This is a genomic window from Micromonospora sp. URMC 106 (assembly GCF_051386395.1).
GTDB lineage: Bacteria > Actinomycetota > Actinomycetes > Mycobacteriales > Micromonosporaceae > Micromonospora.
Genome location: NZ_JBPQTP010000004.1, coordinates 1 through 26,437, shown reverse-complemented (window position 1 = coordinate 26,437; position 26,437 = coordinate 1). Strand labels below are relative to the sequence as shown.

At 74.8% G+C, this 26,437-nt stretch carries 18 protein-coding genes and 1 pseudogene; 15 read left to right on the top strand and 4 right to left on the bottom strand.

Features of this window, described 5'->3' with window-relative positions:
* Positions 1-39 precede the first annotated feature (39 nt).
* Positions 40-1,224: an acyltransferase family protein gene (locus ACSNOB_RS02025; RefSeq protein WP_436684832.1), complete on the top strand. Its 1,185-nt coding sequence runs from the start codon at positions 40-42 to the stop codon at positions 1,222-1,224.
* A gap of 184 nt (positions 1,225-1,408) precedes the next feature.
* Here the strand turns inward: ACSNOB_RS02025 and ACSNOB_RS02020 are convergent, their stop codons facing one another.
* The 3 genes from ACSNOB_RS02020 to ACSNOB_RS02010 form a co-directional block, all read right to left on the bottom strand.
* Complete coding sequence (locus ACSNOB_RS02020) at positions 1,409-2,398, bottom strand: NAD-dependent epimerase/dehydratase family protein (RefSeq protein WP_436684830.1); 990 nt, start codon at positions 2,396-2,398, stop codon at positions 1,409-1,411.
* A 6-nt stretch (positions 2,399-2,404) separates the two neighbouring features.
* Positions 2,405-3,724 (bottom strand): nucleotide sugar dehydrogenase, encoded by a 1,320-nt coding sequence (locus ACSNOB_RS02015; protein WP_436684950.1) that lies wholly within the window; start codon positions 3,722-3,724, stop codon positions 2,405-2,407.
* A gap of 118 nt (positions 3,725-3,842) precedes the next feature.
* Complete coding sequence (locus ACSNOB_RS02010) at positions 3,843-4,718, bottom strand: helix-turn-helix domain-containing protein (RefSeq protein ID WP_436684829.1); 876 nt, start codon at positions 4,716-4,718, stop codon at positions 3,843-3,845.
* 265 nt (positions 4,719-4,983) lie between these two features.
* On the opposite strand from ACSNOB_RS02010, the gene ACSNOB_RS02005 reads away from it, so the two are divergent.
* The 7 genes from ACSNOB_RS02005 to ACSNOB_RS01975 are packed head-to-tail and all read left to right on the top strand — an operon-like array spanning position 4,984 to position 16,944.
* A complete protein-coding gene (locus ACSNOB_RS02005) occupies positions 4,984-5,952 on the top strand; it encodes a DUF1702 family protein (RefSeq protein WP_436684827.1) in 969 nt (322 codons plus the stop codon).
* Between the two features lie 3 nt (positions 5,953-5,955).
* Positions 5,956-7,929, top strand: a complete 1,974-nt coding sequence (locus tag ACSNOB_RS02000) for a CRTAC1 family protein (protein WP_436684826.1) — start codon at positions 5,956-5,958, stop codon at positions 7,927-7,929.
* Positions 7,926-8,888 carry an enediyne biosynthesis protein gene (locus ACSNOB_RS01995; protein ID WP_436684825.1) on the top strand — a complete coding sequence of 321 codons (963 nt, stop codon included), beginning with the start codon at positions 7,926-7,928 and terminating at the stop codon, positions 8,886-8,888. The genes ACSNOB_RS02000 and ACSNOB_RS01995 overlap by 4 nt, the downstream gene beginning before the upstream one ends.
* The gene (locus ACSNOB_RS01990; protein ID WP_436684949.1) at positions 8,771-14,632 is read left to right on the top strand and encodes a type I polyketide synthase; all 5,862 of its coding nucleotides are present in this window, start codon (positions 8,771-8,773) and stop codon (positions 14,630-14,632) included. The genes ACSNOB_RS01995 and ACSNOB_RS01990 overlap by 118 nt, the downstream gene beginning before the upstream one ends.
* A 2-nt stretch (positions 14,633-14,634) precedes the next feature.
* Positions 14,635-15,075 carry an acyl-CoA thioesterase gene (locus ACSNOB_RS01985; protein ID WP_393111340.1) on the top strand — a complete coding sequence of 147 codons (441 nt, stop codon included), beginning with the start codon at positions 14,635-14,637 and terminating at the stop codon, positions 15,073-15,075.
* 5 nt (positions 15,076-15,080) lie between these two features.
* Positions 15,081-16,217 (top strand): trans-sulfuration enzyme family protein, encoded by a 1,137-nt coding sequence (locus tag ACSNOB_RS01980; RefSeq protein WP_436684824.1) that lies wholly within the window; start codon positions 15,081-15,083, stop codon positions 16,215-16,217.
* A gap of 58 nt (positions 16,218-16,275) precedes the next feature.
* Positions 16,276-16,944 (top strand): hypothetical protein, encoded by a 669-nt coding sequence (locus ACSNOB_RS01975; RefSeq protein ID WP_436684822.1) that lies wholly within the window; start codon positions 16,276-16,278, stop codon positions 16,942-16,944.
* A gap of 47 nt (positions 16,945-16,991) precedes the next feature.
* Here ACSNOB_RS01975 and ACSNOB_RS01970 read toward each other — a convergent pair whose 3' ends face one another.
* The gene (locus ACSNOB_RS01970) at positions 16,992-17,699 is read right to left on the bottom strand and encodes a DUF899 family protein (RefSeq protein WP_436684821.1); all 708 of its coding nucleotides are present in this window, start codon (positions 17,697-17,699) and stop codon (positions 16,992-16,994) included.
* A 107-nt stretch (positions 17,700-17,806) separates the two neighbouring features.
* Between ACSNOB_RS01970 and rfbA the strand changes: the two genes are divergently transcribed.
* The 7 genes and pseudogenes from rfbA (at position 17,807) to ACSNOB_RS01935 (ending at position 26,271) form a co-directional block, all read left to right on the top strand.
* Positions 17,807-18,700 carry a glucose-1-phosphate thymidylyltransferase RfbA gene (gene rfbA / locus ACSNOB_RS01965; RefSeq protein ID WP_436684820.1) on the top strand — a complete coding sequence of 298 codons (894 nt, stop codon included), beginning with the start codon at positions 17,807-17,809 and terminating at the stop codon, positions 18,698-18,700.
* 102 nt (positions 18,701-18,802) lie between these two features.
* Positions 18,803-19,654 (top strand): annotated as a pseudogene (locus ACSNOB_RS01960) (class I SAM-dependent methyltransferase); the annotation flags it as partial.
* 95 nt (positions 19,655-19,749) lie between these two features.
* Positions 19,750-20,565 carry a crotonobetainyl-CoA--carnitine CoA-transferase gene (locus ACSNOB_RS01955; protein ID WP_436684819.1) on the top strand — a complete coding sequence of 272 codons (816 nt, stop codon included), beginning with the start codon at positions 19,750-19,752 and terminating at the stop codon, positions 20,563-20,565.
* On the top strand, positions 20,562-21,830 hold the full coding sequence (locus ACSNOB_RS01950) for a cysteine desulfurase (protein ID WP_436684817.1): 1,269 nt from the start codon (positions 20,562-20,564) through the stop codon (positions 21,828-21,830). The genes ACSNOB_RS01955 and ACSNOB_RS01950 overlap by 4 nt, the downstream gene beginning before the upstream one ends.
* A complete protein-coding gene (locus ACSNOB_RS01945) occupies positions 21,794-23,350 on the top strand; it encodes a TldD/PmbA family protein (RefSeq protein WP_436684815.1) in 1,557 nt (518 codons plus the stop codon). The genes ACSNOB_RS01950 and ACSNOB_RS01945 overlap by 37 nt, the downstream gene beginning before the upstream one ends.
* Positions 23,347-24,723 carry a metallopeptidase TldD-related protein gene (locus ACSNOB_RS01940; RefSeq protein ID WP_436684813.1) on the top strand — a complete coding sequence of 459 codons (1,377 nt, stop codon included), beginning with the start codon at positions 23,347-23,349 and terminating at the stop codon, positions 24,721-24,723. Before ACSNOB_RS01945 ends, ACSNOB_RS01940 begins: the two co-directional genes overlap by 4 nt.
* Positions 24,724-25,068: 345 nt before the next feature.
* The gene (locus ACSNOB_RS01935) at positions 25,069-26,271 is read left to right on the top strand and encodes a DUF6004 family protein (RefSeq protein WP_393111116.1); all 1,203 of its coding nucleotides are present in this window, start codon (positions 25,069-25,071) and stop codon (positions 26,269-26,271) included.
* Positions 26,272-26,437 lie beyond the last annotated feature (166 nt).

Below are 26,437 nucleotides of genomic sequence, written 5' to 3'. Positions count from 1 at the left end.
CCGCGGAGGCGCCTCGACACCTCTCGATCGAGGAGCGACGTGACCGACACCGACGGACGACCGCACCGACTGCCGGCTCTCACCGGGTACCGCTTCTTCCTCGCACTCACCGTGGCGCTGGTCCACGTCTTCTCGACGTCCCAGCTCTTCGCCGACGACGCACTGCAACTCGGGCTGGGGCTGACCACCCCCCTGGCCTCGGCGGCGCTGGCCTCGTTCTTCACCCTCAGCGGCTTCGTCCTGACCTGGTCGGCGCCACCGGGCGACACCGCCGCCCGGTTCTGGTCGCGCCGGTTCTGGAAGATCGTGCCCCTGCACGTGCTCGGCTGGGCCGTCGCCGTCGGGTTCCTCGTGGCGACCACGGCGCCCTCGCCGGCCACCGGCGTCTCCGCCGACCTGGAACCAGGGCCGGCGGTGGCGAGCCTGCTGCTGGTGCAGGGGTGGGTGCCCTCCTGGGAATACCTGTCCTACCTCAACGCGCCCGCCTGGTCGATCTCCACGGAGGCGTTCTTCTACCTGCTCTTCCCCCTGCTGCTGCCGCTGGTCCAGCGGATCCCGGCGCACCGGCTGTGGCGGTGGTGCCTCACGTTCGGCGGCGGGATCCTGCTGGTGTCGGTGGTGAGCCCGCTGCTGCCGGGTGCGCCGCAGCTGGGCTGGCTGCCCTTCAACCTCAACGAGTACTGGTTCGTCTACACCTTCCCGCCGGTGCGCCTGCTGAACTTCCTGCTCGGCATGGTGCTGGCCCGGATCGTGCTGACCGGCCGGTGGCGTCCGGTGGCCCGCTGGAAGCTCGTCCTCGGCACGGTCCTCGCCTTCCTGGTCACGCCGATGCTGCCGTTCACCTTCATCTTCAGCGCCGCGCTGTTCGTGCCGCTGTTCGCCGTGATCCCCAACCTGGCGCTGGCGGACCTGGCGGACCGCGGGCGGGTGCTGCGCGGCCGGGCCCTGGTCGCCCTCGGCGACGCCTCCTACGCGCTCTACATCGTCCACTTCCCGATCATGCTGATCGTGCGCCACCTGGTCGGCGCCGAGCGGCGCTTCGGGGCCGGCACCGGAGCCCTGATCGCCGTGGGCATCCTGATCGTCTCGACACTCGTCGCGCTGGGCCTGCACCGGTGGTTCGAGGAGCCGCTGCGGCGGCGCTTCGCCGCGCCACGTCGCGCCGGCCGGCCCGACCTGGGCACCGGTACGGGGCCGGCGACGATCCTGCCCCAGCAGGTCTGACCACCACGCCGGCCGCCGCGCGGGATCCCCGGCCCGGGTCCACCCGGGTCGGGGCGCCGGCCCGGGTCCACCCCGGGCGGACGTGCCCGGCAGGGTGGACGGTGGCCTGCCGGTGGCCGCCGGGCGCCGCCCCGAGGGACGCGCCCGGCGGGCGCCGGCGGCACGGACCGGCGGGCACCCCGGCCTACCGGACGACCAGCCCGTCGTCGGCCTGCGCCGTCCACCACGGGTTGCGGCGGGCCCACTCGACGGTCCGGCGCAGGCCGGTCACCAGCGGCACCCGGGCCCGCCAGTCCAGCAGCGCCGCGGCCTTGCCGCAGTCCGGGACGCGGCGCGGGATGTCCTGGTAGCGGGCCCCGAGCCCGGCGCCGGTGTCCGCGCTCAGCGCCGCCACCGGCACCCCGGCCACCGTGCCGGCCAGCCGGACGGCCTCGGCGACGGTGGTCTCCACGCTGCTGCCGATGTTGAAGCACTCGCCGACGGCCCGCGGATGGGCCGCCGCCAGCAGGGTCGCCTCGGCCGCCTCGTCGATCCAGGTGAAGCACCGCGTCTGGCGGCCGTCGTCGTACACCACGGGCGGTACGCCGCGCAGCAGCCGGGCGATGGTGCGGCTCAGGACGTAGGCCGGGCGCTGGCGCGGGCCGTAGACGTTGAAGTACCGCAGCACCGTCACCGGCAGGCCCTCCTGCCGGTGGAAGGCGAAGGCCAGGTGCTCGGCCGCCGCCTTGCTCGTCGAGTACGACCACCGGTCCGTCGCCGTGCTGCCGAGCACCCGGTCGTCGTCCTCGCGCCACGGCACCCGCGGATTGCGCCCGTACACCTCGCTCGTGCTGGACACCACGACCCGGGCGCCCGCGCGCAGGGCGGCGCGCAACGCGTTCCGGGTGCCGTCCACGTTGATCTCGACCACGTCCAGCGGGCGACTGAGGTACCGGTCGACGCCCACGACCGCCGCGAGGTGGTAGATCTCGTCCGCCCCGGCGGCGGCCGCCGCCAGCGCGTCGGCGTCCCGGACGTCCCCGCGCACGTGCCGGACCGCACCCGGCGGGTGCGCGAGGTCGGGCGGCGGGTCGGCGAGGTCGTAGACGACGACCTCGTCACCCCGGCGGGCCAGCCGTTCGACGACGTGGCTGCCGACGAAGCCGAAGCCGCCGGTGACCAGGGATCTGGGCACTGTCGCTCACCTTCCAATGCCGCGGTATGCGAAGCCGAACCGGTGCAGCTCGCGGATGCGCGCCGGCGAGAGGTGCATGCGCCCGTCGAAGACCAGGCAGGGCTGGTCCACCCGCCCGGCCAGGACGCCGAGGTCGAGCTCGTGGAACTGGCGGTGCCCGGCGAGGAAGGCCAGGCAGCCCGCCCCGGTCACCGCCTCCTCCAGGCTCGCCGCCGGCGCGACGCCGAAGCGGGCGACGATCTCGGCGGGGTCGGCCAACGGGTCGAAGATCCGGACCCGGAAGCCGCTGTCGCGCAACGCCGCCACGACGCCGCGTACCGGCGTGTTGCGCACGTCGCCGGTGTCGTTCTTGAACGCGGCGCCGAGCACGGCGATCGTCGTGTCCGCCGGATCCCGCCCCAGCTTGACCAGCTCGTCGCCGATGACGGCGGCGGTGTGGCGGGGCATGTCGTCGTTGACCGCGCGGGCCGTCTCGACCGTGCGCAGGGGCACGCCCCGGTCCCGGCCGTCCCGCCAGGCCATCCACGGGTCCTTGGTCAGGCAGGAGCCGCCGACACCGACCCCCGGCAGCAGCAGGTTCACCATGCTGCTGCCCTTGGGCAGGGTGTTCGCCGCACCGATCACGTCGAGGACGTCCACCCCGAGCACCGCGCAGTACCGGGCCAGCTCGTTGGCGATCGCCACGTTCGCGTCGATCCACCAGTTGGTCGCGAGCTTGACCACCTCGGCGGCCTCGGCCGACGGCACCTGCCGCACGTCGACGCCGAGCGCGGACCGCCAGAACCGTTCGGCCGAAGCGGCGCTGCGCGGGCCGCACCCGCCGACCACCACCGGCAGCGTGCGCACCTGCGCCAGCGCCACGCCCTCGGCCAGCCGCTCCGGGCAGAAGGCCAGCCCGAAGTCGCGCTCGTGCACCAGCCCGCCGCTCTCCAGCAGGGGCGCGACGAGGGTACGGGTGGTGCCCGGGGAGACCGTCGACTTGAGGATGACCAGCTGTCCGGCGCGCAGCCGGGGAGCGATCTGCTCGCACGCCGCCACGAGCTGGTCGGTGACCATCTCGTGGCCGGGGTCGGTCGGCGTGCCGACCGTCACGATCACCACGTCCGCCCCGTCGACCGGGTCGTACGACGTGCTGGCCGTCAGCCGTCCGGTGGCGGCGAGGTCCCGGACCGCCTCGGCCAGGCCGGGCTCCGGCAGCCGGCAGCGGCCGGCCCGCAGGTCCGCGACCGTGCCGGGGTCGCTGTCGACCGCGACGACCTCGGCGCCGCGGCCGGCGAGGGTGACGGCGAGACAGGTGCCGACGTAGCCGGCACCGGCGATGACCACCCTCAGCGGGGACGGTCCGCCCGGGTCGGGAAGGAACGGCATGATGGCCCGGCACCGCCTTCCTGGTCACGACCTCGTGGTCCTGTCGCCGACAAGAGCGCGTGCCCGTGCCGCCGGGTCACGCGATGGCCGCCGTGGCGAGCGCGGTGCGGCCGGCCGTCCAGGCCGAGCCCGAGCGGCCCGCCGGTCCGGACAGCCGCATGAACCGCTCGACGAGCCGGCACACCGGGCCGATGGCCAGCGCCGGCGGGTCGGTCGGCCGCGGCGGCGCGGCGTCGACCCGGGCGACCGCGTAGCCGTCCTGGGGCAGCACCAGGTCGGTGGTGCCGACCAGGTGGCTCGTGGGCTCCTCGTCCACCAGGGCTCGGGTCAGCGTGCTGTCGCCCCGGACCAGCACGACCCGCGCCTGGTACGGGCCCGGGCGGGTCGCCACCCGGACCGGCGAGCCGCCGGCCGCCACCGCCCAGGCGGTCGGCGCGTCCGTGGCCTCCCGGTCGCCGCGCAGGCCGACCAGCACCAGGTCGCCGGGCGCACTGCCTGGCACGTGCAGCATCAGCCGGGGCCGGGTCACCTCGGCGGCCGCGTGGCGCAGCCAGCCCGCCAGGGCGTGGCAGGGCCGGCCGGCCAGCAGCCGCGACATCTGCCGGAAGTGTCCCGGCGACGTGCCGACGAGCCGGGAGAACTGGGTCGTGAAGGTTCCGGCGCTCGTGTAGCCGACGTGGCCGCTGATCGCGGTCACCGTCAGGCCGGAGTGCAACAGCATCCGGCGGGCCTCCGCCATCCGCAGCGCGGCGAGGAAGCGGGCCGGGGTCATCGTGGTCACGTCGCGGAACAACCGGTGGAAGTGGAACGGGCTGAAGGGGACCACACGGGCCAGGTCGGCCAGCTGCAGCGGCTCCGACAGATGCCGGCGCATGTAGTCGATGGCCCGCGCCGCGGCCGCCTCACGGGACTGTTCCACCGTGTTCCGGGCAACGCCAGACGTCGATTTCACATCAGCTCCCTGTGGCAGTGGATCGGGCACCGCAGAGGAGTCTGCGCAGTCCTCCTTGACGTTTTCTTGAACGCCTCGGACACGCGCTGGTGGCGCCCCGGACGCCTCAGCCGAGCAAGTTGGGAGAAGCAGATCCGATGAACGCCGTGAAACATGGGTCCGGAGCGGTACGGCGATCCGGAGCTTCACTCGGAGCTGGATTTGGGCGAACCATTTCGCCAATGTCGTCAGATTTACCGCGTCCCACCTGCTCGAGGAGTGCGCCATGCCCGCAAATTGGCGAGCCATTCGTCAATACGTCCTGACGCCGGGGATGGCCCAGACCACGTTCGCCACCCGGGGCTTCCGGGCCCGCGACGAGGCGACCCGCGAGCGGCTGGAGTCGGTCGGCGCCCACTTCCTCACCGGCTACGGGCACGCCGTCGGCGCCCGGGGCCCCGCCGAGGCGACCGTGGCGCTGGAGACCGTCGAGCCGGAGCTGCGCGGGTTCGCGTACGAGGGCGCGGCGATGGGCTTCGCCGTCCTGGACGGGCTGACCGGTGGCCGCCGGGTCGCCGAGTTCCTGGCCGGGCCGGCCGCCCGGCACGTCTACATGGTCCACGTCGGGGTGGGCTGGGCGATGGCGCGCCTGCCCCGTTGGCGCCGGCACGCGATCCAGCCCGCCGACCGCCTGCTGGGCTGGCTCGCCCTCGACGGCTACGGGTTCCACCAGGCGTACTTCCACACGGGGCGGTACGTGCGCTCGCACCGGCGCGACGAGGTGCTGCCCTGGCCGGGCGACCCCGTCGGGCGGTGGACCGGGCGGGTCGTGGACCAGGGCATCGGCCGCGCGCTGTGGTTCGTCGAGGGCGCCGACCCCGACCGCATCGCCGACGCCGTCGACGGGTTCCCGCCGGACCGGCACGAGGACCTGTACAGCGGGGTGGCGCTGGCCGCCACGTACGCCGGTGGGGCGTCGCCCGAGGAGCTGCGGCGGCTGCGCGAGCGCGGCGGCGCGTACGCCCCCGCGATGGCCCAGGGCAGCGCCTTCGCGGCGGAGGCCCGGGAGCGCGCCGGGCTCACCACGGTGCACACGGCAGCCGCCACCGAGGTCTTCTGCGGTGCGCCACCGGCCGAGGCGGCGGCGGTCACCCAGGCCGCGCTGGCCGACCTCGACCGGGACGGGCCGGAGCCGGCCTACCTGGTGTGGCGGCAGCGGATCGCCAAGCAGTTCGTGACGCTGGGGAGGTGCTGACCCTTGTCGGCAATCATCACAATGTTCCGCCGGCAGTTGGCCGGGCTGGTCGCGCTGGTGCTGCTCACCGGCATGTACGTGCTGGTCCGGCAGCCGGAGGCGAACGCCGACGAGCGGCGCGCCATGGCACAGCCGTACCGGTTCACGCCGATGTCGCTGCCGATGCCCGGCGGCCTGCCGCAGCAGTCCATCCGCCAGGTCAACGGCGCGTACCGGCACCTGGCGGCGTGGATCTCCTCCGTCGGCTCCGGCGTCGCGATGAACGACCTGGACGGCGACGGGCTCGCCAACGACCTGTGCGTGACCGACCCGCGGGTCGACCGCGTCGTGGTCACCCCGGCCCCGACCGCCGGCGCCGACCGTTACCAGCCGTTCGTCCTGGACCCGGCGCCGCTGCCGATGAACCCGCACATCGCGCCGATGGGCTGCTTGCCCGGCGACGTCAACGCCGACGGCCGCACCGACCTGCTCGTGTACTGGTGGGGCCGAACCCCGGTGGTCTTCCTCGCCCGGGCGGACGCGACCGGGCTGTCCCGGGACGCCTACCGGCCGGTCGAGCTGGTGCCCGGCGCGGCGACCGACGGGGGCCGGTACGCCGGGCCGAAGTGGAACACCAACGCGGCCACGCTGGCCGACTTCGACGGCGACGGGCACCTGGACGTCTACATCGGCAACTACTTCCCCGACAGCCCCGTCCTCGACCCCGACGTGCACGGCGGGGTGGCGATGAACCGGTCCATGTCCAACGGCCTCAACGGCGGCGAGGACCACGTGTTCCGGTGGACCGGCGGCAGCGCGGGCACCGCCCCGAGCGTCTCCTTCGCCGAGGTGCCGAACGTCTTCGACACCAAGGTCTCCCGCGGCTGGGCCCTGGCGGTCGCCGCCAACGACGTCGACGGCGACCAGTTGCCCGAGCTGTACGTGGCCAACGACTTCGGGCCGGACCGGCTGCTGCACAACAGGTCGGAACGGGGGAGGATCGCCTTCGCGCCGGTCGAGAGCCCCGGCCTGCCCGGTCTGACCCCCAAGTCCAAGCGGCTCGGCCACGACTCGTTCAAGGGCATGGGCGTGGACTTCGGCGACCTCGACCGCGACGGCATGTTCGACCTGTACGTCGGCAACATCACCACCTCGTTCGGCATCCAGGAGAGCAACTTCGCCTTCGTCAACACCGCCGCGAACACCGACGAGCTGCGCGCGGCGCTGCGAGCCGGCGAGGCGCCGTGGCACGACCGGAGCGCGGAGCTGGGCCTGGCCTGGAGCGGGTGGAGCTGGGACGTGAAGTTCGGCGACTTCACCAACCGGGGCGAGCCGGCCATCGTGCAGACCTCCGGCTTCGTCAAGGGCGAGGTCAACCGGTGGGCGCAGCTGCAGGAGGCGGCCACGGCCAACGACGACCTGCTCGCCGACCCCCGCTGGTGGCCGAAGGTCGAGAAGGGCGACGACATCGCCGGCGGCCAGCACCTGGCCTTCCACGTCCGGGGCGCCGACGGCCGCTACGAGGACCTGAGCGAGGAGCTGGGCCTGGCCGACCGGGTGCCCAGCCGGGGCGTCGCCACCGGCGACGCCGACGGCGACGGCCGGCTCGACTTCGCCGTCGCCCGGCAGTGGGACGCGCCGGTCTTCTACCACAACGACAGCCCGGGCACCGGGGCCTTCCTCACCCTGCGGCTGCTGCACGAGCAGGCGTCGGCCGCCGACCCGCTCGCCGGGGCGGGATCGCCCGTGGTCGGCGCGCACGTCCGGGTGACCACGCCGGACGGCCGGGTGCTCATCGACCGGGTCGACGGTGGCAGCGGCCACTCGGGCCGGCGCAGCAACGAGGTGTCGCTCGGGCTCGGCGACGTGACCGGTCCGGTGTCGGTCCACCTCAGCTGGCGGGACCGGTCCGGCGTCCCGCACGAGCAGGAACTGTCGCTCACCGCCGGTCGACACACCCTCACCCTCGGCACTCAGGCTCGGGAGGTCTCGCGATGACGCAGAAGCCGAAGAAGGACCCGCGGATCACCGCGCTGCGCAGGTTCGCCATCTCCATCACCATCCTGAACGTCGCGGGCTACACCGTGCTCGGCTTCGAGCAGGCCTGGGCGTGGCCGCTCTTCGCGCTCGCCACCGGCTACGCCGTGGAACTCGTGCTGGAGACGATCGGCGCGCGGGCCGAGCGCCGTCCGCCCCGCTACCTGGGCGGCGGACCGCGGGGCCTGGTCGAGTTCCTCTACCCCGCGCACATCACCGCCCTCGCGGTGAACATGCTGCTGTACGTCAACGACCGCCTGCCGGTGATGCTCTTCGCGGTGGCCGTGGCCATCAGCGGGAAGTGGCTGTTCCGGGTGCCGGTCAACGGCCGGCTGCGGCACTTCATGAACCCGTCGAACTTCGGCATCGCGGTGGTGCTGCTGCTGTTCCCGTGGATCTCCATCGCGCCGCCGTACCAGTTCACCGAGTACCTCGAAGGCCCCGCCGACTGGATCGTCCCGGCGGTCATCGTCGTCTTCGGCACCATGCTGAACGCGAAGCTCACCGGCCGGATGTGGCTGATCGCCGGCTGGCTGGGCGTGTTCGTCCTCCAGTCGGTGGTGCGGGGACTCGTGCTGGACACCGCCATCCTGCCGGCGCTGGCGACCATGACCGGGGTGGCGTTCGTCCTGTTCACCAACTACATGATCACCGACCCGGGGACCACCCCGTCGCGGCCGCTGTCCCAGTTCGCCTTCGGCGGCGGGGTGGCCCTGGTCTATGGCGTCCTGACCGGCGCGTCCATCGTGTACGGCCTCTTCTTCGCCACCGCCATCGTCTGCCTGATCCGCGGCGGCTTCCTCTGGTCGCTGCACGCGGTGCGCGTCGCCGCCCGGGACGGCAAGGGCGCGACGCCCGCCGCGGGGACGCTCGACGGCGCGGTGCCACCGGCGGTGGCCCGGGAGATGGTGCGGGCATGAGCAGGATCGCCGTCGTCGGCCTGGCCTGCCGCTTCCCGGACGCCGCCGGCCCCGGACAGCTGTGGGAGAACGCCCTCGCCGGGCGGCGCGCGTTTCGTCGCCTGCCGGACGAGCGGATGCGGGCCGCCGACTACTGGTCCCCGGACCCGGCCGCCCCCGACCGCTACTACGCCGGCAACGCGGCGGTCATCGAGGGGTACGAGTTCGACCGGGTGGCGTTCAAGGTCAGCGGCAGCACGTACCGGTCGACCGACCTCACCCACTGGCTGGCCCTCGACATGGCCGCGCAGGCGCTCGCCGACGCCGGCTTCCCCGACGGGGACGGGCTGCCGCGGGAGCGGACGGGGGTGGTCGTCGGCAACACCCTCACCGGCGAGTTCACCCGGGCCGGCATGATGCGCCTGCGGTGGCCGTACGTCCGGCGCGTCGTGGGCGCCGCCCTCGGCGGGCAGGGCTGGGACGACGACCGGGTGGCCGGGTTCCTCGCCGACCTGGAGCGCTCCTACAAGGCGCCGTTCGCCGAGATCACCGAGGACAGCCTCGCCGGCGGCCTGTCCAACACCATCGCCGGGCGGATCTGCAACCACTTCGACCTGCACGGCGGCGGGTACACGGTGGACGGCGCCTGCGCCTCCTCGTTGCTGTCCGTGGTCACCGCCTGCCGGAGCCTGACCGACCTCGACGTGGACGTCGCGGTGGCCGGCGGCGTGGACCTCTCCATCGACCCCTTCGAGATGGTCGGCTTCGCCAAGACCGGCGCGCTCGCCAGCGACGAGATGCGCGTCTACGACCGCCGGTCCAACGGGTTCTGGCCCGGTGAGGGCTGCGGCATGGTGGTGCTCATGCGGGAGCGGGACGCGCTCGCGCAGGGCCGGCGCATCTACGCCTCGGTGGCCGGGTGGGGCGTCTCCTCCGACGGCCGGGGCGGCATCACCCGACCGGAGGCGGCCGGCTACCGGCTGGCCCTGCGGCGCGCGTACCAGCGGGCCGGTTTCGGGGTGGACACGGTGCCCCTGTTCGAGGGGCACGGCACCGGCACGGCCGTCGGCGACGGCACCGAGCTGCGCGCCCTGAGCGAGGAACGTCGGGCGGCCGACCCGGACGCCGACCGCGCGGCGATCGGATCGATCAAGGGAATGATCGGGCACACCAAGGCCGCGGCCGGGGTGGCCGGCCTGATCAAGGCCGTGCTGGCCGTGCACCACCAGGTCATCCCCCCGACCGTCGGGTGCGTCGAGCCGCACCCGGAACTCACCGCCGAGCGGCCCGCGCTGCGTGCCGTGCGACGCGCCGAGGAGTGGCCGGCCGGCGCTCCCCAGCGCGCCGGCGTGACCGCGATGGGCTTCGGCGGCATCAACACGCACCTCGTCGTCGACGGCCCCGCCCGGCCCCGCCGCCGGTCGCTGGACCGGCGGACGCAGCAGCTCGCCCGGTCCGTGCAGGACGCCGAGCTGCTGCTCGTCGACGCGGACACCCGCGACGAACTGCACGAGCGGCTGGCGGACCTGCGGTCGATGGTGTCCGGGCTGGCCTTCGCCGAGCTGGGCGACCTCGCCACCACCTTGCACCGGGGCCAGCGCGGCCGCGCGTACCGCGCGGCGGTCGTGGTCCGGTCGCCGGAGGACGCCGAGCGCGCCCTCGGCCTGGCGGCTCGGGCGTCGGCGCCCGACGGCGCCGGGGCACTGGTCGACCCGGCGCGGGGCGTCTTCCTCGGCCGGGTCACCCGGCCGGCCCGGGTCGGCTTCCTGTTCCCCGGCCAGGGTTCGGGCCGGGGCTGGGGCGGCGGGGCGCTGCGCCGGCGGTTCACCGAGGTCGACGACGTCTACCGCGCGGCCGGGAAGCTCCCCGTAGACGGCGCGGCCGGGTCGACGGCGTCCGCCCAACCGCGGATCGTCACCGGCTCGCTGGCCGGGCTGCGCGCCCTCGCCGCGCTCGACATCGACGCGACCGTCGTCGTCGGCCACAGCCTCGGCGAGCTCACCACGCTGCACTGGGCGGGCTGCCTCGACGAGGACGAGCTGCGGGAACTCGTCACGCTCCGGGGCGAGACCATGGCCGCGCACGCCCCGCCGGGGGCGATGCTCGGCGTCACCGCCGGGCCGGAGGAGACCGCCGCCCTGCTGGCCGGCACCACCGCGGTGATCGCCGGCTACAACGGGCCCCGGCAGACGGTCGTCGCCGGCGCCGACGACGCCGTGGGCGAGGTGGCCAGGCGGGCCGCCGCGGCGGGCGTGAACTGCACCCGGCTGCCGGTCGGGCACGCCTTCCACTCGCCGCTGATGGCGCCGGCGGCCGACGCCTTCGCCGGGCACCTGCGGTCCCGTCGGTTCGGGCCCGTGCTGCGCCGGGTCGCCTCGACGGTGACCGGCGCCGTCCTGGCGTCCGACACCGACCTGCCGCAGCTCCTGCACCGGCAGATCGAGGCGCCGGTGCGCTTCGCCTCCGCGCTGGCGTCCGCCGCCGCCGAGGTCGACCTGTTCCTCGAGGTCGGCCCCGGGAAGGTGCTCACCGGCCTGGCCCGCGAGCAGGAGCCCGACGTGCCGGCGCTGGCGGTGGACACGGACGCCGAGTCGGTGGCCGGCCTGCTCGCCGCGGTCGGCGCGGTGTACGCGCTCGGCGGACCCGCCGCGTACCCGGCCCTGTTCGAGGACCGGCTGACCCGGCCGTTCGAGCTGGACCGGGCCCGCACGTTCTTCGCCAGCCCCTGCGAGGCGGCCCCCGAGCTGGCCGGGCCGGCACCGGCCGTGGTCGACCGGGCCCCGCCCCGCCCCGCCGACGTGCCGGTGCCGGCGGCCACCGGCGCGCTGGAGCTGGTGCGGCACCTGGTGGCGCGGCGCGCCGAGCTGCCGGTGGAGGTGCTCCGCGACGACAGCCGGTTCCTCGACGACCTGCACATGAGCTCGATCACCGTCGGTCAGCTCGTCAACGAGGCCGCGCGGGCCATGGGGCTGCCCGCGGTGGCGATACCGACCAACTTCGCCACCGCCACCGTCCGCGAGATGGCCGAGGCGTTGCAGGCCCGGGAGCGCGAGGCGCCGCACGAGCGGGCGGACCTCGTCGCCGGGGTCGCGCCGTGGGTGCGTACCTTCGTCGTCGACCTGGCCGAGGAGGCGCCGCCGGCGACCGACCCGACGGAACCGTGTGGTCGCTGGCAGGTGTTCGGCGGCCACCCCCTCTCCGACGCGCTGCGACGGGCCCTGGAGGCGGGCGGGGTCGGCGCCGGCGTGCTGGTCTGCCTGCCGGACGAGCCCGGCGAGGAGCACCTCGTGACCGCGGTGCGCGGGGCCCAGGCGGCCCTGCGCCAACCCCCCGGCGGGCGCCTCGTGGTGGTGCAGCCGGCGGCGCGGGCCACGGCGCTGGCCAAGACCGCCCGGCTGGAGGGCGACCGGCTGCGGACCACCGTCGTGACCACCCCCCTCGACCCGGCCGCCGTGGCGCGCGTCGTCGCCGAGGTCGCCGCCACCGACGACTTCACCGAGGTGGTGTACGACGCGGGCGGCGTCCGCCGGGTGCCCCTGCTGCGCCCGTCGCCCGTGGCCGACGGCGAGCCGGGCGCGCTGCCGCTGGGACCGGCCGACGTGCTGCTGGTGACCGGCGGCGGCAAGGGCATCACCGCGGAGTCCGCCCTGATGCTGGCCCGGGAGAGCGGCGCCCGGCTGGCCGTCCTCGGCCGGTCCGACCCCGCGGTCGACGAGACCCTGGCCGGCAACCTGAAGCGGCTCGCCGACGCCGCGTCCGACCTGCGCTACCTGCGCGTCGACGTGACCGACGCCGGCGCGGTGGCCGACGCGGTCGCAACGGTCACCGCGGACTGGGGCCCGGTGACCGCCGTGCTGCACGGGGCCGGGCAGAACACCCCGGCGGCGCTCGGTGACCTCGACGAGGCGGCCCTGCGCGGCGTGTTCGCCGCGAAGGTCGACGGCCTGCGGGCCGTCCTCGCGGCGGTCGACCCCGCGCGGCTGCGCCTGCTGGTCACGTTCGGCAGCATCATCGGGCGGGCCGGTCTGCACGGCGAGGCGCACTACGCCGCGGCGAACGAGGCCCTGGCCGAGCTGACCCGGGAGGTGGCCGCGACCCGTCCGGGGTGCCGCGCCGTCTGCCTGGAGTGGTCGGTGTGGTCGGGGGTCGGCATGGGGGAGCGGCTGTCGGTGGTCGAGTCGTTGAGCGGCTCCGGCGTCACCCCGATCAGCCCGGACGACGGCCTGCGGGTGCTGCGCGAGGTGGTGGCCGACGACACGATGCCGCCGGTGGTGGTCGTCACCGGGCGCACCGGCGGCCTGGAGACGGTGCGCTACCACCGCTCGGAGCTGCCGCTGCTGCGCTTCACCGAGCGGCCGCTGGTCCGCTACGACGGCGTCGAGCTGGTCTGCGAGGTCGACCTGGCGCGCACCACGGATCCGTACCTGGAGGACCACCGGCTCGACGGGGATCTGATCTTCCCGGCGGTGCTCGGGTTGGAGGCCATGGCGCAGGTGGCCACCGCCCTGGCCCGACACCCCGGGGTGCCCGTGATCGAGGACGTCCGGTTCGACCGCCCGGTGGTCGTCGACCCGGAAGCCGGCACGACCGTCCGCATCGCCGCGCTGGTCCGGTCGGAGCAGGTCATCGACGTCGTCCTGCGCAGCGCGGCGACCGGCTTCGCCGCCGACCACTTCCGCGCCCGGCTCCGGTTCGCGCCGGACGAGGCATGCCCGGTCGACACCGCGGCGCCGGCCCCGGCGGAGTTGCCGGCCGTACCGCTCGACCCGGCCCGCGACCTCTACGGCGACGTGCTGTTCCAGGCCGGGCGGTTCCGCCGGATCAGGGGGTACCGGCAGGCGGCGGCGCGGGTCGCCGAGGCCGAGGTGGTCACCAGCGACGCCGGCTCCTGGTTCAGCGCCTTCCTGCCGGGCCGGCTGGTGCTCGGTGACCCGGGCGCCCGGGACGCGTTCATGCACGGCATCCAGGTGTGCGTACCGGACGCGACGCTGTTGCCGGAGGGCATCGACCGGATCTGGTCGGCGGGCCCCAAGCTGTCGGCCACCGAGGCCGTGACGATGACCGCGCGGGAGCGGGAGCAGCACGGCACCGCCTACGTCTACGACGTCGTCGTCCGGGACGCCACCGGCGCGGTGATCGAACACTGGATGGGGCTGCGGCTGCGCGCCGTGCGGCCGCACGCGCCGCAGGGGGCCTGGCCGCCCGCGCTGCTGGGGCCGCTGCTGCAACGACGGCTCGCCGAGGTGTTCCCCGGAGACATCGCGGTCGCCGCCGCGCCCGGGGGCGGGGCCCGCGACTCCGGTGCGCTGCTCGCCCGTGCGCTGGGCCGGCCCGTGGTGGTGCGGCACCGCCCCGACGGTCGGCCGGAGGTCGACCTGCCGTACACCGTCTCCGTGGCGCACTCCGCGCCGCTCGACCTGGCCGTCGCCGGCGTCGGGGCGCTGGCCTGCGACGTCGAGCCGGTGGCCAGCCGGGCGGCGGACGCGCGGCGCGACCTGGTGGGCCGGCACGCGGCCCTGGCGGAACTGCTCGTCGCGGAGGTCGGCGACCCACCGGACCTGGCGGCCACCCGGGTCTGGTGCGCCGTCGAGTGTCTGCAGAAGGCCGGGCGGCCCGAGGGGCGGCTCACCCTGCTGCCGGGGGCTGCCCCCGACGGCTGGGTGGTGCTGGACGCCGACGACGTCCGCGTGGCCACCCGGGTGGTCGCGGTGGCCGGCGCCGCGGCCCCGACCGTGGTGGCGGTGCTGGCCGGGTCGGGGCGGTGAGCATGCCGCGCTACTACGAGTACCGGCACGTCGTCGGCTTCGAGGAGACCAACCTCGTCGGCAACGTGTACTACGTCAACTACCTGCGCTGGCAGGGCCGGTGCCGGGAGATGTTCCTGCACGAGCACGCGCCGGACATCCTCGACGAGCTGCGCGCCGACCTGAAGCTGTTCACGCTCAAGGCGGAGTGCGAGTTCTTCGCCGAGCTGGCGCCGTTCGACCGCCTCGCGGTCCGGATGCGCCTGGTCGAGCTCACCCAGACCCAGATGGAGCTGGGCTTCGACTACCTGCGGCTCGGCGGCGACGACCTGCTCGTGGCCCGGGGACGGCAGCGGATCGCCTGCATGCGGGGGCCGAACGGGCGGACCGAACCGGTCCGGGTGCCGGCGGGCCTGGTCCGGGCGTTCGCCCCGTTCCGGTCGGCCACGGCGGGACAGGGGTGAGCGGCATGCGCTTCGACACCAGGCTGGTGCACGGCGGCCGCCGGCCGGCGGCCGGCACCGGGGACGTCGTCCCCCCGATCCACGTCTCCACCACCTACGAGCGCCGGGTGCAGGACGGGCCCCGCTACTTCTACGGGCGCGGCGAGAACCCCACCCGGGAGGAGCTGGAGGAGTGCCTCGCCGGCCTGGAGCGGGCACCCTTCGCGACCGTCTTCTCCTCCGGACAGGCCGCCGCGGCGACCCTGCTGTCGCTGGTGCGGCCCGGGCAGTGCGTGGTGAGCACCGACGACGTGTACTCCGGCACCGACGGCCTGTTCGACCTGGCCGCGCGGCAGGGCGTGCGGGTGCGGTACGCCGACCTGACCACCCCGGAGGGAATCGCGGCGGCCCTCGCGGAACCGGACCTCGCCCTGGTCTGGATCGAGACGCCGACCAACCCGCTGCTCACCGTGGTGGACGTCGCCGAGGTCAGCCGGCGGGCGCACGGGCGGGGCGCCCGCGTGGTGGTGGACAACACCTTCGCCAGCCCGGTGCTCCAGCAGCCGCTGGCGCTCGGCGCGGACGTCTCGCTCTACAGCACCACCAAGTCCATCGCCGGTCACGCGGACGTGCTGGGCGGCGCTCTCGTCTACCGGGACGCGGACCTGCACGCGGCGGTGCGGGCGTACCGGACGACGGCCGGGAACGTGCCGGGCGCGCTGGACTGCTTCCTGGTCCGCCGTGGGCTGCACACCCTGTCGTTGCGGGTGCACCGGCAGGTCGCCACCGCGCGTGTCCTGGTGGAGCGGCTGCGGGCGAGTCCCGCGGTGGGCGCCATCCACTATCCGGGGTTGCCGGAGCATCCGCAGCACGCGGTCGTCAAGGCGCAGATGGGCGCTCCCGGCGCGATCGTCTCCTTCGACTACCTCGGCGGCTCCGCCGCGGAGCTGCTGGACCGGTTCACGCTCTTCACCTGCGGGGTCAGCCTCGGTGGCGTGCACTCCCTCGTGGAGTGCCCGGCCCTGATGACGCACCGTCCGCTGTCGGCCGAGGCGCGGTCGCGTCGGGGCATCGGCGACTCGCTGATCCGGTTGTCGGTCGGCATCGAGGACCCGCACGACCTCGCCGAGGACCTGTCCCGGGCGCTGGCGGGCGGGCCCTGAGCCGGCGGCCCGCCCGCGTCCCGCCGTCCACCCGCCTGCCACGAAAGGGGCCGTACCCATGGCCATCCGCGAGATCGACACCACCCTGCCGGTCGTCCGGACGCTGCCCGCGCCGGGTCGCTACCTGTGCGGCCTCACCTTCGACGGTGAGTTCTTCTGGCACTCCGACCAGGAGGCCGGCGAGATCTACGCCCTCGCCCGGCACGACGGGGCCGTCGTGCGGACCCTGTCCTGCCCCCGGGTGCGGGCCGACCTCACCGTGGGCGGCGGCGCGCTGTGCCAGGTGGGTGGCCGCCCGAAGCGGATCCTGCTGATCGACCCGCTCACCGGCGACATGCTCGGCGAGAAGGAGGTGGCCCCGCCCAGCGGCCGGCTCTGCGGGGTGGAGACCAAGGGCGTGGCGATGTGGATGGGGTTGCGGGGGCCGTCGGTCGTCCAGCTCCGTGACGTCGCCACGATGACCGTCCAGCGTGAGTTCCCCGTGCCCGGCGTGCCGTCCGGGCTGACGGTGGCCGGTGACCTCGTGGTCTACGCCGACTTCGAGGGCGCGATGCTGCGGGCGGTCGACGCCCGGCACGGCACGCTGCGCGGGGAGGCCCCCGTGGCCGGCCGCCCGGTCGGCCTGACCTGGGACGGCGCCCTGCTCTGGTACGCCGACTTCGCCGGCCGTCGGCTGGCGGCGGTGCGGCTGCCCGACCTGCTCGCCACCGGCGCGCAGCCCGGCTGAGCGCGCAGCCCGGCTGAGCGCGCCGCCCGGTCGGCCCGCGGACGCCGTCAGGCCCGGTCGGGGACGTAGTCGTTGCCGGCGTACCAGTCGCCGCGGCCCCGCGGCAGCAGGTCGAGCACGCTCCAGACCGGGCTCAGCAGGTCGATGCCGCGTTCGCCGCCGTCCGGGAAGCTCGCCGGGGCGGAGTAGAAGTGCCGCACCCGGTCGCCCTCGGCCCGCAGCACGCTGGCCATCGGTCGCTGCGTGCCGTCCGGGTGCTCGGCGCGCAGGTCAGCGTTGAACGACGTGCCGTGGCTGGACAGGACCCGCAGGCCGGTCCAGCCCCGGCGCCGGGCCCAGGACCGCAGCCGGGGCAGCGGCGCCTTGGCCACCACCGCCACGGCGGTGTGCCGGCGCAGGTGCGGGAGCACCCCGTGGAAGCCGTCCACCCACAGCGAGCACATGGGACACGCCTCGGCGGCGTCCGGGGCGTACATCAGGTGGTAGACGAAGAGGGTGTCGTGCTCCTCGAACAGGTCGCGCAGCCGGACGCTCCGGGCCGGTCCCGGCTGTTCCAGGTCGGCCGGCCCCTCGGTGAGCCGGTAGTCGGGCAGCAGGGGGCCGGGCGGCAGCCGGCGCCGCGCCGCGGCGACCCGTTCGAGCCGGTCCCGCAGATCCTGTTCGGCCGACGCGAGCGAGCGCCGGGCGGCCACGTACGCGGCGTCGGCGCCGACGGGCCAGCTCGGCAGCTCGGTTTCCTGGTCCACGTCGGTCATCCGGCTCTCCTCCGCGCGACGGTCGGGCCACTCCCGGCAGGCTACCCCGTCCCCTACCGGGCGTGATGTTTCCACCACGGGGACCTCCCATGCGTTACGCTTTAAAAATGCGTGGTGTTTTGCTCGCTGGTGGCACCGGCTCGCGAATGTGGCCGGTGACCCGGGCGGTCTCCAAGCAACTGATGCCGGTCTACGACAAGCCGATGATCTTCTATCCGCTGAGCACCCTCGTGGCGGCGGGCGTGCGGGAGATCCTCATCATCACGCGTCCCGACGAGCAGTCGCAGTTCCGGCGCCTGCTGGGCGACGGCCACCAGTGGGGCCTCGACCTGCGGTACGCCGTGCAGGAGCGCCCGGAGGGCATCGCCCACGCGCTCCTGCTGGCCGCGGAGTTCCTCGCCGGCGGCCCGGCCGTGCTCGTCCTCGGCGACAACATCATCCACTCCGCCGAGCTGGACCGGCAGCTCGCCGAGCTGACCGACGTGGACGGGGGGCTGGTCTTCGGGCTCCCGGTGGCGGACCCGAGGCCCTACGGCGTGCTCGACTTCGACGAGTGCGGCGCGGTGCGCGACATCGTGGAGAAGCCGCTGGTCCCGCCGTCCCGGTACGCCGTGCCCGGCCTCTACGTGTACAGCTCGGACGTGGTCTCCATCGCCGCCGAGCTGACGCCCAGCCCCCGGGGCGAGCTGGAGATCACCGACGTCAACCGGGCCTACCTACGCCAGGGCCGGCTCCAGGTGCGCCTGCTCGGGCGGCGGACCGCGTGGCTGGACACCGGCCGGTTCGGCGACCTGATGAAGGCCGCCGAGTACGTCCGGGTCATCGAGGAGCGGCACGGCGTCAAGGTGGGCTGCGTCGAGGAGGCGGCCTGGCGGGCCGGCCTGCTCGACGACGCGGCGATGCGCCGCCTCGCGGTGCCGCTGCGCGCCAGCGGGTACGGCGACTACCTGCTGCGCCTGCTCGACGGCGAGCGCCCCGCGCGGCCGGCCGCCGTCCGGTGAGGTCGCGGGACGCCGGGCGCGGCGGGCGGCCGAGGCCGTTGCCCGACAAACTTGTCAATCATATAGTGATCTGAGGCCGAGTCCGCCTGCGAGGAGAGCGACATGACCGCCGTCCAGTTCGACTCCGTGGCCTTCAAGGCCGAGCAACGCGACACCTGGAACGCGGTCAGCGCCGGGTGGGACTTCTGGCAGGACCGGTACGAGCGGGCGGCGGCGCCGGTGACCGACTGGCTGCTGCGCGCCGCCGAGCTCCGGCCCGGGCACCGCGTGCTCGACGTCGGCTGCGGGACCGGCGAGCCGTCGGTCAGCGCCGGCCGGCTGGTCGCCCCGAGCGGCCGGGTGCTCGGCATCGACCTCGCACCCGAGATGGTCGACCGGGCCCGGCACTGCGCCGCCGGCCTCGGCCACCCGATCGAGTTCGCGGAGTCCGACGTGGAGGCCCTCGACCTGCCGGCGCACTCCTTCGACGCGGTGCTCAGCCGGTGGGGGCTGATGTTCGCGGTGGACCGGCGGCGGACCCTCGCGGACCTGCACCGCCTCCTGGCGCCCGGCGGCGTGCTCGCCGCGGCGGTCTGGGGCCCGCCGGAGGCCAACCCGATGACGTCCCTGGGCTTCCGGACGCTGGCCGCCGGCCTGCCGGACCCCCCGCCGGGGCGGCCCGGCCCGTTCAGCATGTCCGACGCCGCCCGCACCCGCGCCGAGCTGCTCGCCGCGGGGTTCACGGACGTCGCCACCGAGCCCGTCGGGATCGCGATGCGCTTCGGCTCCGTCGACGAATACCTCGGGTACACCCGGGACGTGACGCCCCCCGGGGTGCTCGCGGCGGTGCGGCGGCAGCTCGGCGCCGACGCGGAGCGGGCGGGCTGGGAGCGGCTCGCCGAGGCCGCCGCCGCCTTCGCCGACGCGGACGGCGTGGTCACCCTCCCCGGCTCGGCGCTCTGCCTGCGCGCGCGCCGCGCCGCCGACGCCTCCGCAGCGCCGACCGGCGCCGGCCGGCCCGAGGCCGCCGGGTCCGGCCCGCCGCCGGCGGCCGGGCCGGGGAGGGCCGGATGACCGCGGCCTGCCCGAGCGCACGCCCGCTCCGCCCGCCGGCCGGCCACCCCGCCCTGCTGGCGCTGGCCCAGTCGTACGTCGACGAGGCCGCCGCCCGCGGCGAGCTGCCGCGCCGGGACCTGCGGCGGCTGCCCGGCACCCGGGTCGACGTCGACCCGGAGTTCTGTCGCACGGTGGCCCGGCACTTCGACCGGGCGCCCCGGCGGGACCTCGGCCCCGACCTGGCGGCCCGCTACCGCCGGTTCGCCGAGGAGAACCTGCGCCACTTCGCCCTGCTGGCGCGGGCGGGGATCCGCGTCGAGCCGTGGCGGGGCCCCGGGCAGCCCTACCGGGGCGCGGCGGACCTGATCGACCGCCTCGACCGCACCGGCGTGCTGTACGTCTACCTCACCCGGGACGGCCACGGCCCGGACGGGCCCGCCGCGGACCACCCGCTGTGCGCCCCGTCCGGTGTCACGGTCGGCGGCGTCCCGCTGCTGCACAACGACATCTTCCGGGCGGTGCACGACGCCTTCGGCCACGTCATGCTCGGCGCCTCGATGGGGGTGGCCGGCGAGTTCCTGGCCGCGTACGGGCACATGGCGATGTACTCGCCCGAGGTGCACCCCGTCGTCTTCACCGAGCAGGTCGGCCAGATCTGCTGGTTCTTCCACGGCCCGCACCTGGCGGACCGGTCCGGGCGGTGGCCCCGGCGCGGCGAGCCGGGGTGGATCCCCCCGTCCGAGCGGCCCTACCCGGAGCAGAAGCTCTTCCCCTGCCCGCCGGGTTTCCTCGACCGCTTCACCGCAAGCTTCACGGAGGAAGCAGGATGACCGACACGGCTGCCCATCCCCTGTCCGCGGTGCGGGCGGAGTTCCCGTTCCTCGACCCGTCCGGGTACGGCCCGCCGCTGGCCTACCTCGACAACGCCGCGACGACGCAGAAGCCCCGGTCGGTCCTCGACGCGGTGGTCGACTTCTACACCACCTCGAACAGCAACATCGGGCGCGGCTTCTACGAGCTCAGCCGCCGGGCCACCGGCCGCTACGAGGAGGCCCGCGAGGTCGTCCGGCGCTTCGTCAACGCCGCCCACGCCGACGAGATCGTGTTCACCCGGGGCACGACGGACGCGGTCAACCTGCTGGCCGACACCTTCGCCGAGCGGATCGTCGGCCCGGGCGACGACATCGTGGTCACCGGCATGGAGCACAACTCCAACCTGCTGCCGTGGCGGCGGCTCTGCGAACGGCGCGGCGCAGGGCTGCGGATCGTGCCGTCGCCCGCCGGCGGGCCGGTCCGGCCCGAGGACCTGGCCGCCGTCCTCGGCCGCCGGACCCGCCTCGTCGCGGTCAGCCACGTCTCCAACGTGCTCGGCACCGTCAATCCGGTCCGGGAACTCGTCGCGGTGGCGCACGAGCGGGGCGTGCCCGTCATCGTCGACGGCGCGCAGGCGGTCGCGCACCTTCCGGTCGACGTGCGGGAGATCGGCGCGGACTTCTACTGCTTCTCCGGGCACAAGGTGTACGCCCCGATGGGCTCCGGGGCGCTGTACGGCCGGCGCGAGCTGCTCGCCGACCTGCCGCCGTACCAGGTCGGCGGTGGGACGGTGAAGGGCGTCTCGCACGACGTCCCGGTGTCCTACGTGCCCGTCCCGGCGCGGCTGGAGGCCGGCACCCCGGACATCGGCGCCGCCGTCGGGCTGGCCGCCGCGTTGACCTGGCTGGACGGTCTCGGCCGGGACGCGGTGCGGGCGCACGACGCGGAGCTGGTCCGGTACGCCGTCGACGTGCTGCGCGACGTGGACCGGGTCCGGGTCGTCGGCGACCCGGCCGCGGACCCGGCGGGCATCGTCTCCATCGCCGTGGACGGTCTGCACCCGTACGACGTGGGCGGGCACCTCGACCGGCACGGCATCGCCGTGCGGTCCGGCGTGCACTGCGCGAGCGCGTTCCTCGACGACCTGGGGCTGCTCGGCACGGTGCGGCTCTCCTTCGCGGTCTACAGCACCCGCGGCGAGGTCGACCGGGTCGCCGAGGCGCTGCGCACCGTGCGGGCGGGGGATTGGACCACCCAGTACCCGGACACCCGGTTCCGGTGACCGCCGGGCCGAGCCCGGTCGCCACCGGGGAACCGGGCTTCGACACGCTGCCGGCCGGGGAACTGGCCTCGGCCGCGCTGGACCGGGCCCGCCGGCTCGGCGCCTCGTACGCCGACGTGCGGCTGCGGCGGGTGCGGGCGCTGCGCGAGCGCGTCCGCGACGCGCAGCCCGAGGGCACCCAGGAGAGCGTCGAGACCGGGGTGGGCGTGCGGGTCCTCGTCGACGGCACCTGGGGGTTCGCCGCGGGCGTCGACCTCACCCCGCCGGGGGTCGCCGACCTGGCCGCACGGGCCTGCGAGCTGGCCCGGATGCTGCGCCCGCTGCGCGGCGCGCCGGCGCGGCTGGCGCCCGAGCCGGTGGGCGGCCCGGCGGTCTGGGAGTCGCCGTGCGAGGTCGACCCGTTCGCGGTGCCCGCCGCCGAGCGCACCGCCCTGCTGGCCCGCTGGTGCGCGGTGCTGCGCGACGGCGGCGTCGACCTCGCCGAGGCGTACCTGCAGGTGTTCCGCGAGTCCACCGTGTACCACGACAGCGAGGGCCGGCGGATCCGGCAGCGCCGGACGTGGCTGCACCCGATGGTGATCGGGTTCCGGGTCGACTCCGACAGCGGCACCTTCGAGACCATGCGCACCCTCGGGCCGCCGGCCGCGCGCGGCTGGGAGTACCTGACCGGGGCCGGCTGGGACTGGGCGGGGGAACTCGCCCGGCTGCCCGGGCTGCTGGCCGCCAAGCTCGCCGCCCCGTCCGTCGAGCCGGGGGAGTACGACCTGGTCATCGACCCGACCAACCTCTGGCTGACGATCCACGAGACCGTCGGGCACGCCACCGAGCTGGACCGGATCCTCGGCCGGGAGGCGGCCTTCGCCGGCACGTCGTTCGTCGCCGCCGACGACATCGGGTCGCTGCGCTACGGCTCGCCCGCCATGAACGTGGACGCCGACCGCACCACCCCGCACGCGCTCGCCACGATCGGCTACGACGACGACGGCGTGGCCGCCCGCTCGTGGCCACTGATCCGCGACGGCGTGCTGGTCGGTACGCAACACGACCGGCAGACCGCCGGCGCCGCCGGCCTGGACCGCTCCACCGGCTGCGCGTACGCCGAGTCGTACCGGCACCTGCCCGTGCAGCGGATGCCGAACGTCTCGCTCCGCCCGGCGCCGGGCGGGCCGGACACCCGCGAGCTGATCGGCCGGGTCCGCGACGGGCTGTACGTGGTGGGCGACAACAGCTTCTCCATCGACATGGCGCGGGTGAACTTCCAGTTCACCGGGCAGCGCTTCTACCGCATCCGGGACGGCCGGCTGGCCGGCCAGGTGCGCGACGCCGCGTACACCGGGACGACGCTGGAGTTCTGGCGGTCGCTGGAGGCGGTGGGCGGCCCGCAGACCTGGCTGCTGTCGGGCGCGGGGCAGTGCGGCAAGGCGCAGCCGCTGCAACTCGCCGCCGCCGGGCACGGCTGCCCCTCGGCGCTGTTCCGACGCGTACGCGTGACCAGCACCCGGACGGAGGCGCCCGCGTGAGAACCCCGAGCCCGCAGGAGACGGTCGAGATCGCCCTCGCCGCCGCGCGCGGCGAGGACTGCGTGGTGATCGTGGAGCAGGGCGCGGACGTGCACCTGCGCTGGGCGGACAACGCGCTCACCGGCAACGGCAGCGGCGACGAGCACCGGGTGTCGGTGGTGGCCGTCGCGGCCGGCCGGGTGGGGGCGGTGTCGCTGTGCGGACCGGCCGACCGGGCCGAGATCGTCGCCCTCGTCCGGGCGGCGGAGGAGGCCGCCCGGCAGGCGCCGCCGGCACCGGACGCGCGGCCCCTGCCCGCCCCCGCCGCCGGATCGCCGCACTGGGACGAGCCGGTCCCGGCGGCGGCGTCGGCGGTGCTGGCCGGTCTGGTCGACCAGCTCGCCGCGGGGTTCGGCCGGGCGCGGCGCGACGGCCGGGTGTTGCACGGGTACGCCGAACACCGGCTGCGCAGCACGTTCCTCGGCACCTCGGCGGGCGTGCGGCTGCGGCACGACGAGCCGGCCGGGCACCTGGAGCTGACCGCGCGCGGCCGCGACGGCCTCCCGGTCTGGACGAACGCCGTGACGACGGACTTCACCGACGTGTCGGTGGCCGCGCTGCAGGACGAGCTGGACCGGCGCCTGCGCTGGGGCCGGCGGCGGATCGAGCTGCCGCCCGGGCGCTACGAGTGCCTGCTGCCGCCGACCGCCGTCGCCGACCTGATGAACTACGCCTACACCACGGCGGGAGCCCGCGCGGCGGCGCAGGGCCGGACGGTCTACAGCGGGACGGGCGGTCGCACCCGGATCGGGGAGCAGCTCGCCGGCGTGCCGTTGACGCTGCGCAGCGATCCGGCGGCCGACGGGCTGCGCTGCGCCCCGTTCCTGGTGGCGCCCTCGTCGACGCCGACGCGGTCGGTGTTCGACAACGGTCTCCCGCTGGGCCCGACCCGCTGGTGGGACGAGGGCCGGCTGCGGTCGCTGGTGCACACCCGCGACAGCGCCGACGAGCTGGGCATGCCGCTCACGCCCGCCGTGGACAACCTCATCCTGGAGGGGCCGGGCGGCGCGTCGGTCGCCGACCTGGTCGCGGCCACCCGGCACGGCCTGCTGGTGACGAGCCTCTGGTACATCCGCGAGGTGGACCTCGCCACCATGGCCCTCACCGGGCTGACCCGCGACGGCGTCTACCTGGTGCGGGACGGCGAGGTCGTCGGCGCGGTCAACAACTTCCGGTTCAACGACAGCCCGCTGGCGATGGCCGCCCGCGTGACCGAGGTGGGCGCCACGGTGCCGACCCGCGCCCGGGACTGGGGTGACGCCGTGGCGCGTACGGCCATGCCGATGCTGCGCGTCCAGGACTTCCGGCTCACCGCCGCCACCCGCGCGGTCTGACCCACCGCCCGCCCCGGCGCCGCGCCGGCGCCCGGCGGATGGGCGCCTCGACCCCTCCGGCCCGTCGAGGAGCAGCCCACCCGGCCCGCCGGGATCCCGTCCACGCCGCTCGGTCCGGTATAGGAACAAATAGCTTTCGTGGGATCTGCGCGGGTGGGATTCAGCCCCCGGTCCCGGATGATCCCCTGTAGCCATACGCGAAACCGGACATTATTTCGCGAATGATCAATGTGAGCCCGTTGACAGCCACTTTAGAAAACAATAGCGTTTGGCCCAGTGGTCCTCCGGGTTGAGCAAGCGTCACAGACGGCGCCAGGCAACCGGGGAATACAGGGAGGTGGAGCCGTGACTGACACGGCGAGAGAGACCTACGAGTCACTCAACATCGAGCCGAAGCCGCTGCGGCCGCACATCCTGGCTGCGGCGACGGTCGTCTTCGGCGACGACTACTACGGTGGCCGTCGGGAGACGATCAACCTGTCGGGCTTCGTGCAGATGAACAAGTGGCCGATGCCGGGGTTCAAGCACACCGTCGACGAGGACGGGACGGCGAGCTTCAACCTGGAGCTCATCAGCGCCCCCGAGGTCGGCATCAAGGGGTTCAGCTACACGCTAAACGACCGGATCCAGATCCTGTCGAACCCGTACCTGCCGAACACCGGTCACATCAAGCAGATCGTGCCCGGCAAGAACTTCCCCGCGGAGTTCTACATCCGGCGGTTCGGCATCCTGGAGACCAGCACCATGCGGCTGGCCCACCGGGGTGTCATCGACGTCAAGGGCATCGTGGACGGCCTTCCGCCGTACAAGACCCCGCTCACCTCGCCGTTCCTCGGCCGCCCGTACGGCGACCAGGGCGAGGTCATGCCGGCGCACAACGTGGTCCGGGGCACCAACCTCCCGGCCGCGTGGTACCCGTCGAACGACGACAACGAGGCCGTCGGCAACACGCCGAGCGCCTTCTTCGCGTCGAGCATCGGCCCGTGCGTCTCGATGCTGGTCGACCCGTCGATCATCATCCAGGCCTCGACCGAGGCGAAGATCAAGGTTGAGGTCAACGGCCGCACCGAGGAGATCGAGCTCGCCGGCGACTACCCGCTCGCCGCGGGCGCCGAGATCCTCCTCTTCGGGCCGGAGAAGCACGACCAGGGCTCCGGGGTGCTGGCCCAGCTCGCCCGCGTGGCGCTGGTGGGCAACAGCCCGGCTCTGGGCGGCAAGGTCATGCTGCGGGCCAGCTTCTTCACCGTCTCGGGCGGCCAGCTCGGCGACGGCAACGAGGAGAGCCTGAGCCGGCTGCGCTACCCGGGTGAGCTGCACTTCGACGCTCACTTCGAGCTGGTGACCCCGTCCGCCACGCTCTACGCGGCGGCCCCGGTGCACCTGAGCGGCCAGCTCAAGGACCTGGAGCCGACCGGCACGCTGCTGACCGCCGACCACGCCGACGCCGCGCTGCGGACGAAGGACGGCGAGTCCCGGGCGCGCCTGACCGGCGTGTCGATGAAGCTGGGTGACGCGCTGGTGGGTTCGGAAGCCTACGTCAGCGCGTGACGACCAACCGCCGTTGGTAGTCCCGAAAGACGTCGTCCCGGGTGGCCTCCTGTCACCCGGGACGCCGTCACTCTCCAGGGGTGGCAGTTATGTTCGAGCGGTTCACCGACCGAGCGCGACGGGTTGTCGTCCTGGCCCAGGAAGAGGCCCGGATGCTCAACCACAA

Excerpts from the sequence above, each read along its gene's own strand:
- ACSNOB_RS02005 (WP_436684827.1), top strand. The coding sequence starts at position 4,984 with ATGCCCGCAAATTGGCGAGCCATTCGTCAATACGTCCTGACGCCGGGG.
- ACSNOB_RS01995 (WP_436684825.1), top strand. The coding sequence starts at position 7,926 with ATGACGCAGAAGCCGAAGAAGGACCCGCGGATCACCGCGCTGCGCAGG.
- ACSNOB_RS01985 (WP_393111340.1), top strand. The coding sequence starts at position 14,635 with ATGCCGCGCTACTACGAGTACCGGCACGTCGTCGGCTTCGAGGAGACC.
- ACSNOB_RS01980 (WP_436684824.1), top strand. The coding sequence starts at position 15,081 with ATGCGCTTCGACACCAGGCTGGTGCACGGCGGCCGCCGGCCGGCGGCC.
- ACSNOB_RS01975 (WP_436684822.1), top strand. The coding sequence starts at position 16,276 with ATGGCCATCCGCGAGATCGACACCACCCTGCCGGTCGTCCGGACGCTG.
- ACSNOB_RS01970 (WP_436684821.1), bottom strand. The coding sequence starts at position 17,699 with ATGACCGACGTGGACCAGGAAACCGAGCTGCCGAGCTGGCCCGTCGGC.
- rfbA (WP_436684820.1), top strand. The coding sequence starts at position 17,807 with ATGCGTGGTGTTTTGCTCGCTGGTGGCACCGGCTCGCGAATGTGGCCG.
- ACSNOB_RS01955 (WP_436684819.1), top strand. The coding sequence starts at position 19,750 with ATGACCGCGGCCTGCCCGAGCGCACGCCCGCTCCGCCCGCCGGCCGGC.
- ACSNOB_RS01950 (WP_436684817.1), top strand. The coding sequence starts at position 20,562 with ATGACCGACACGGCTGCCCATCCCCTGTCCGCGGTGCGGGCGGAGTTC.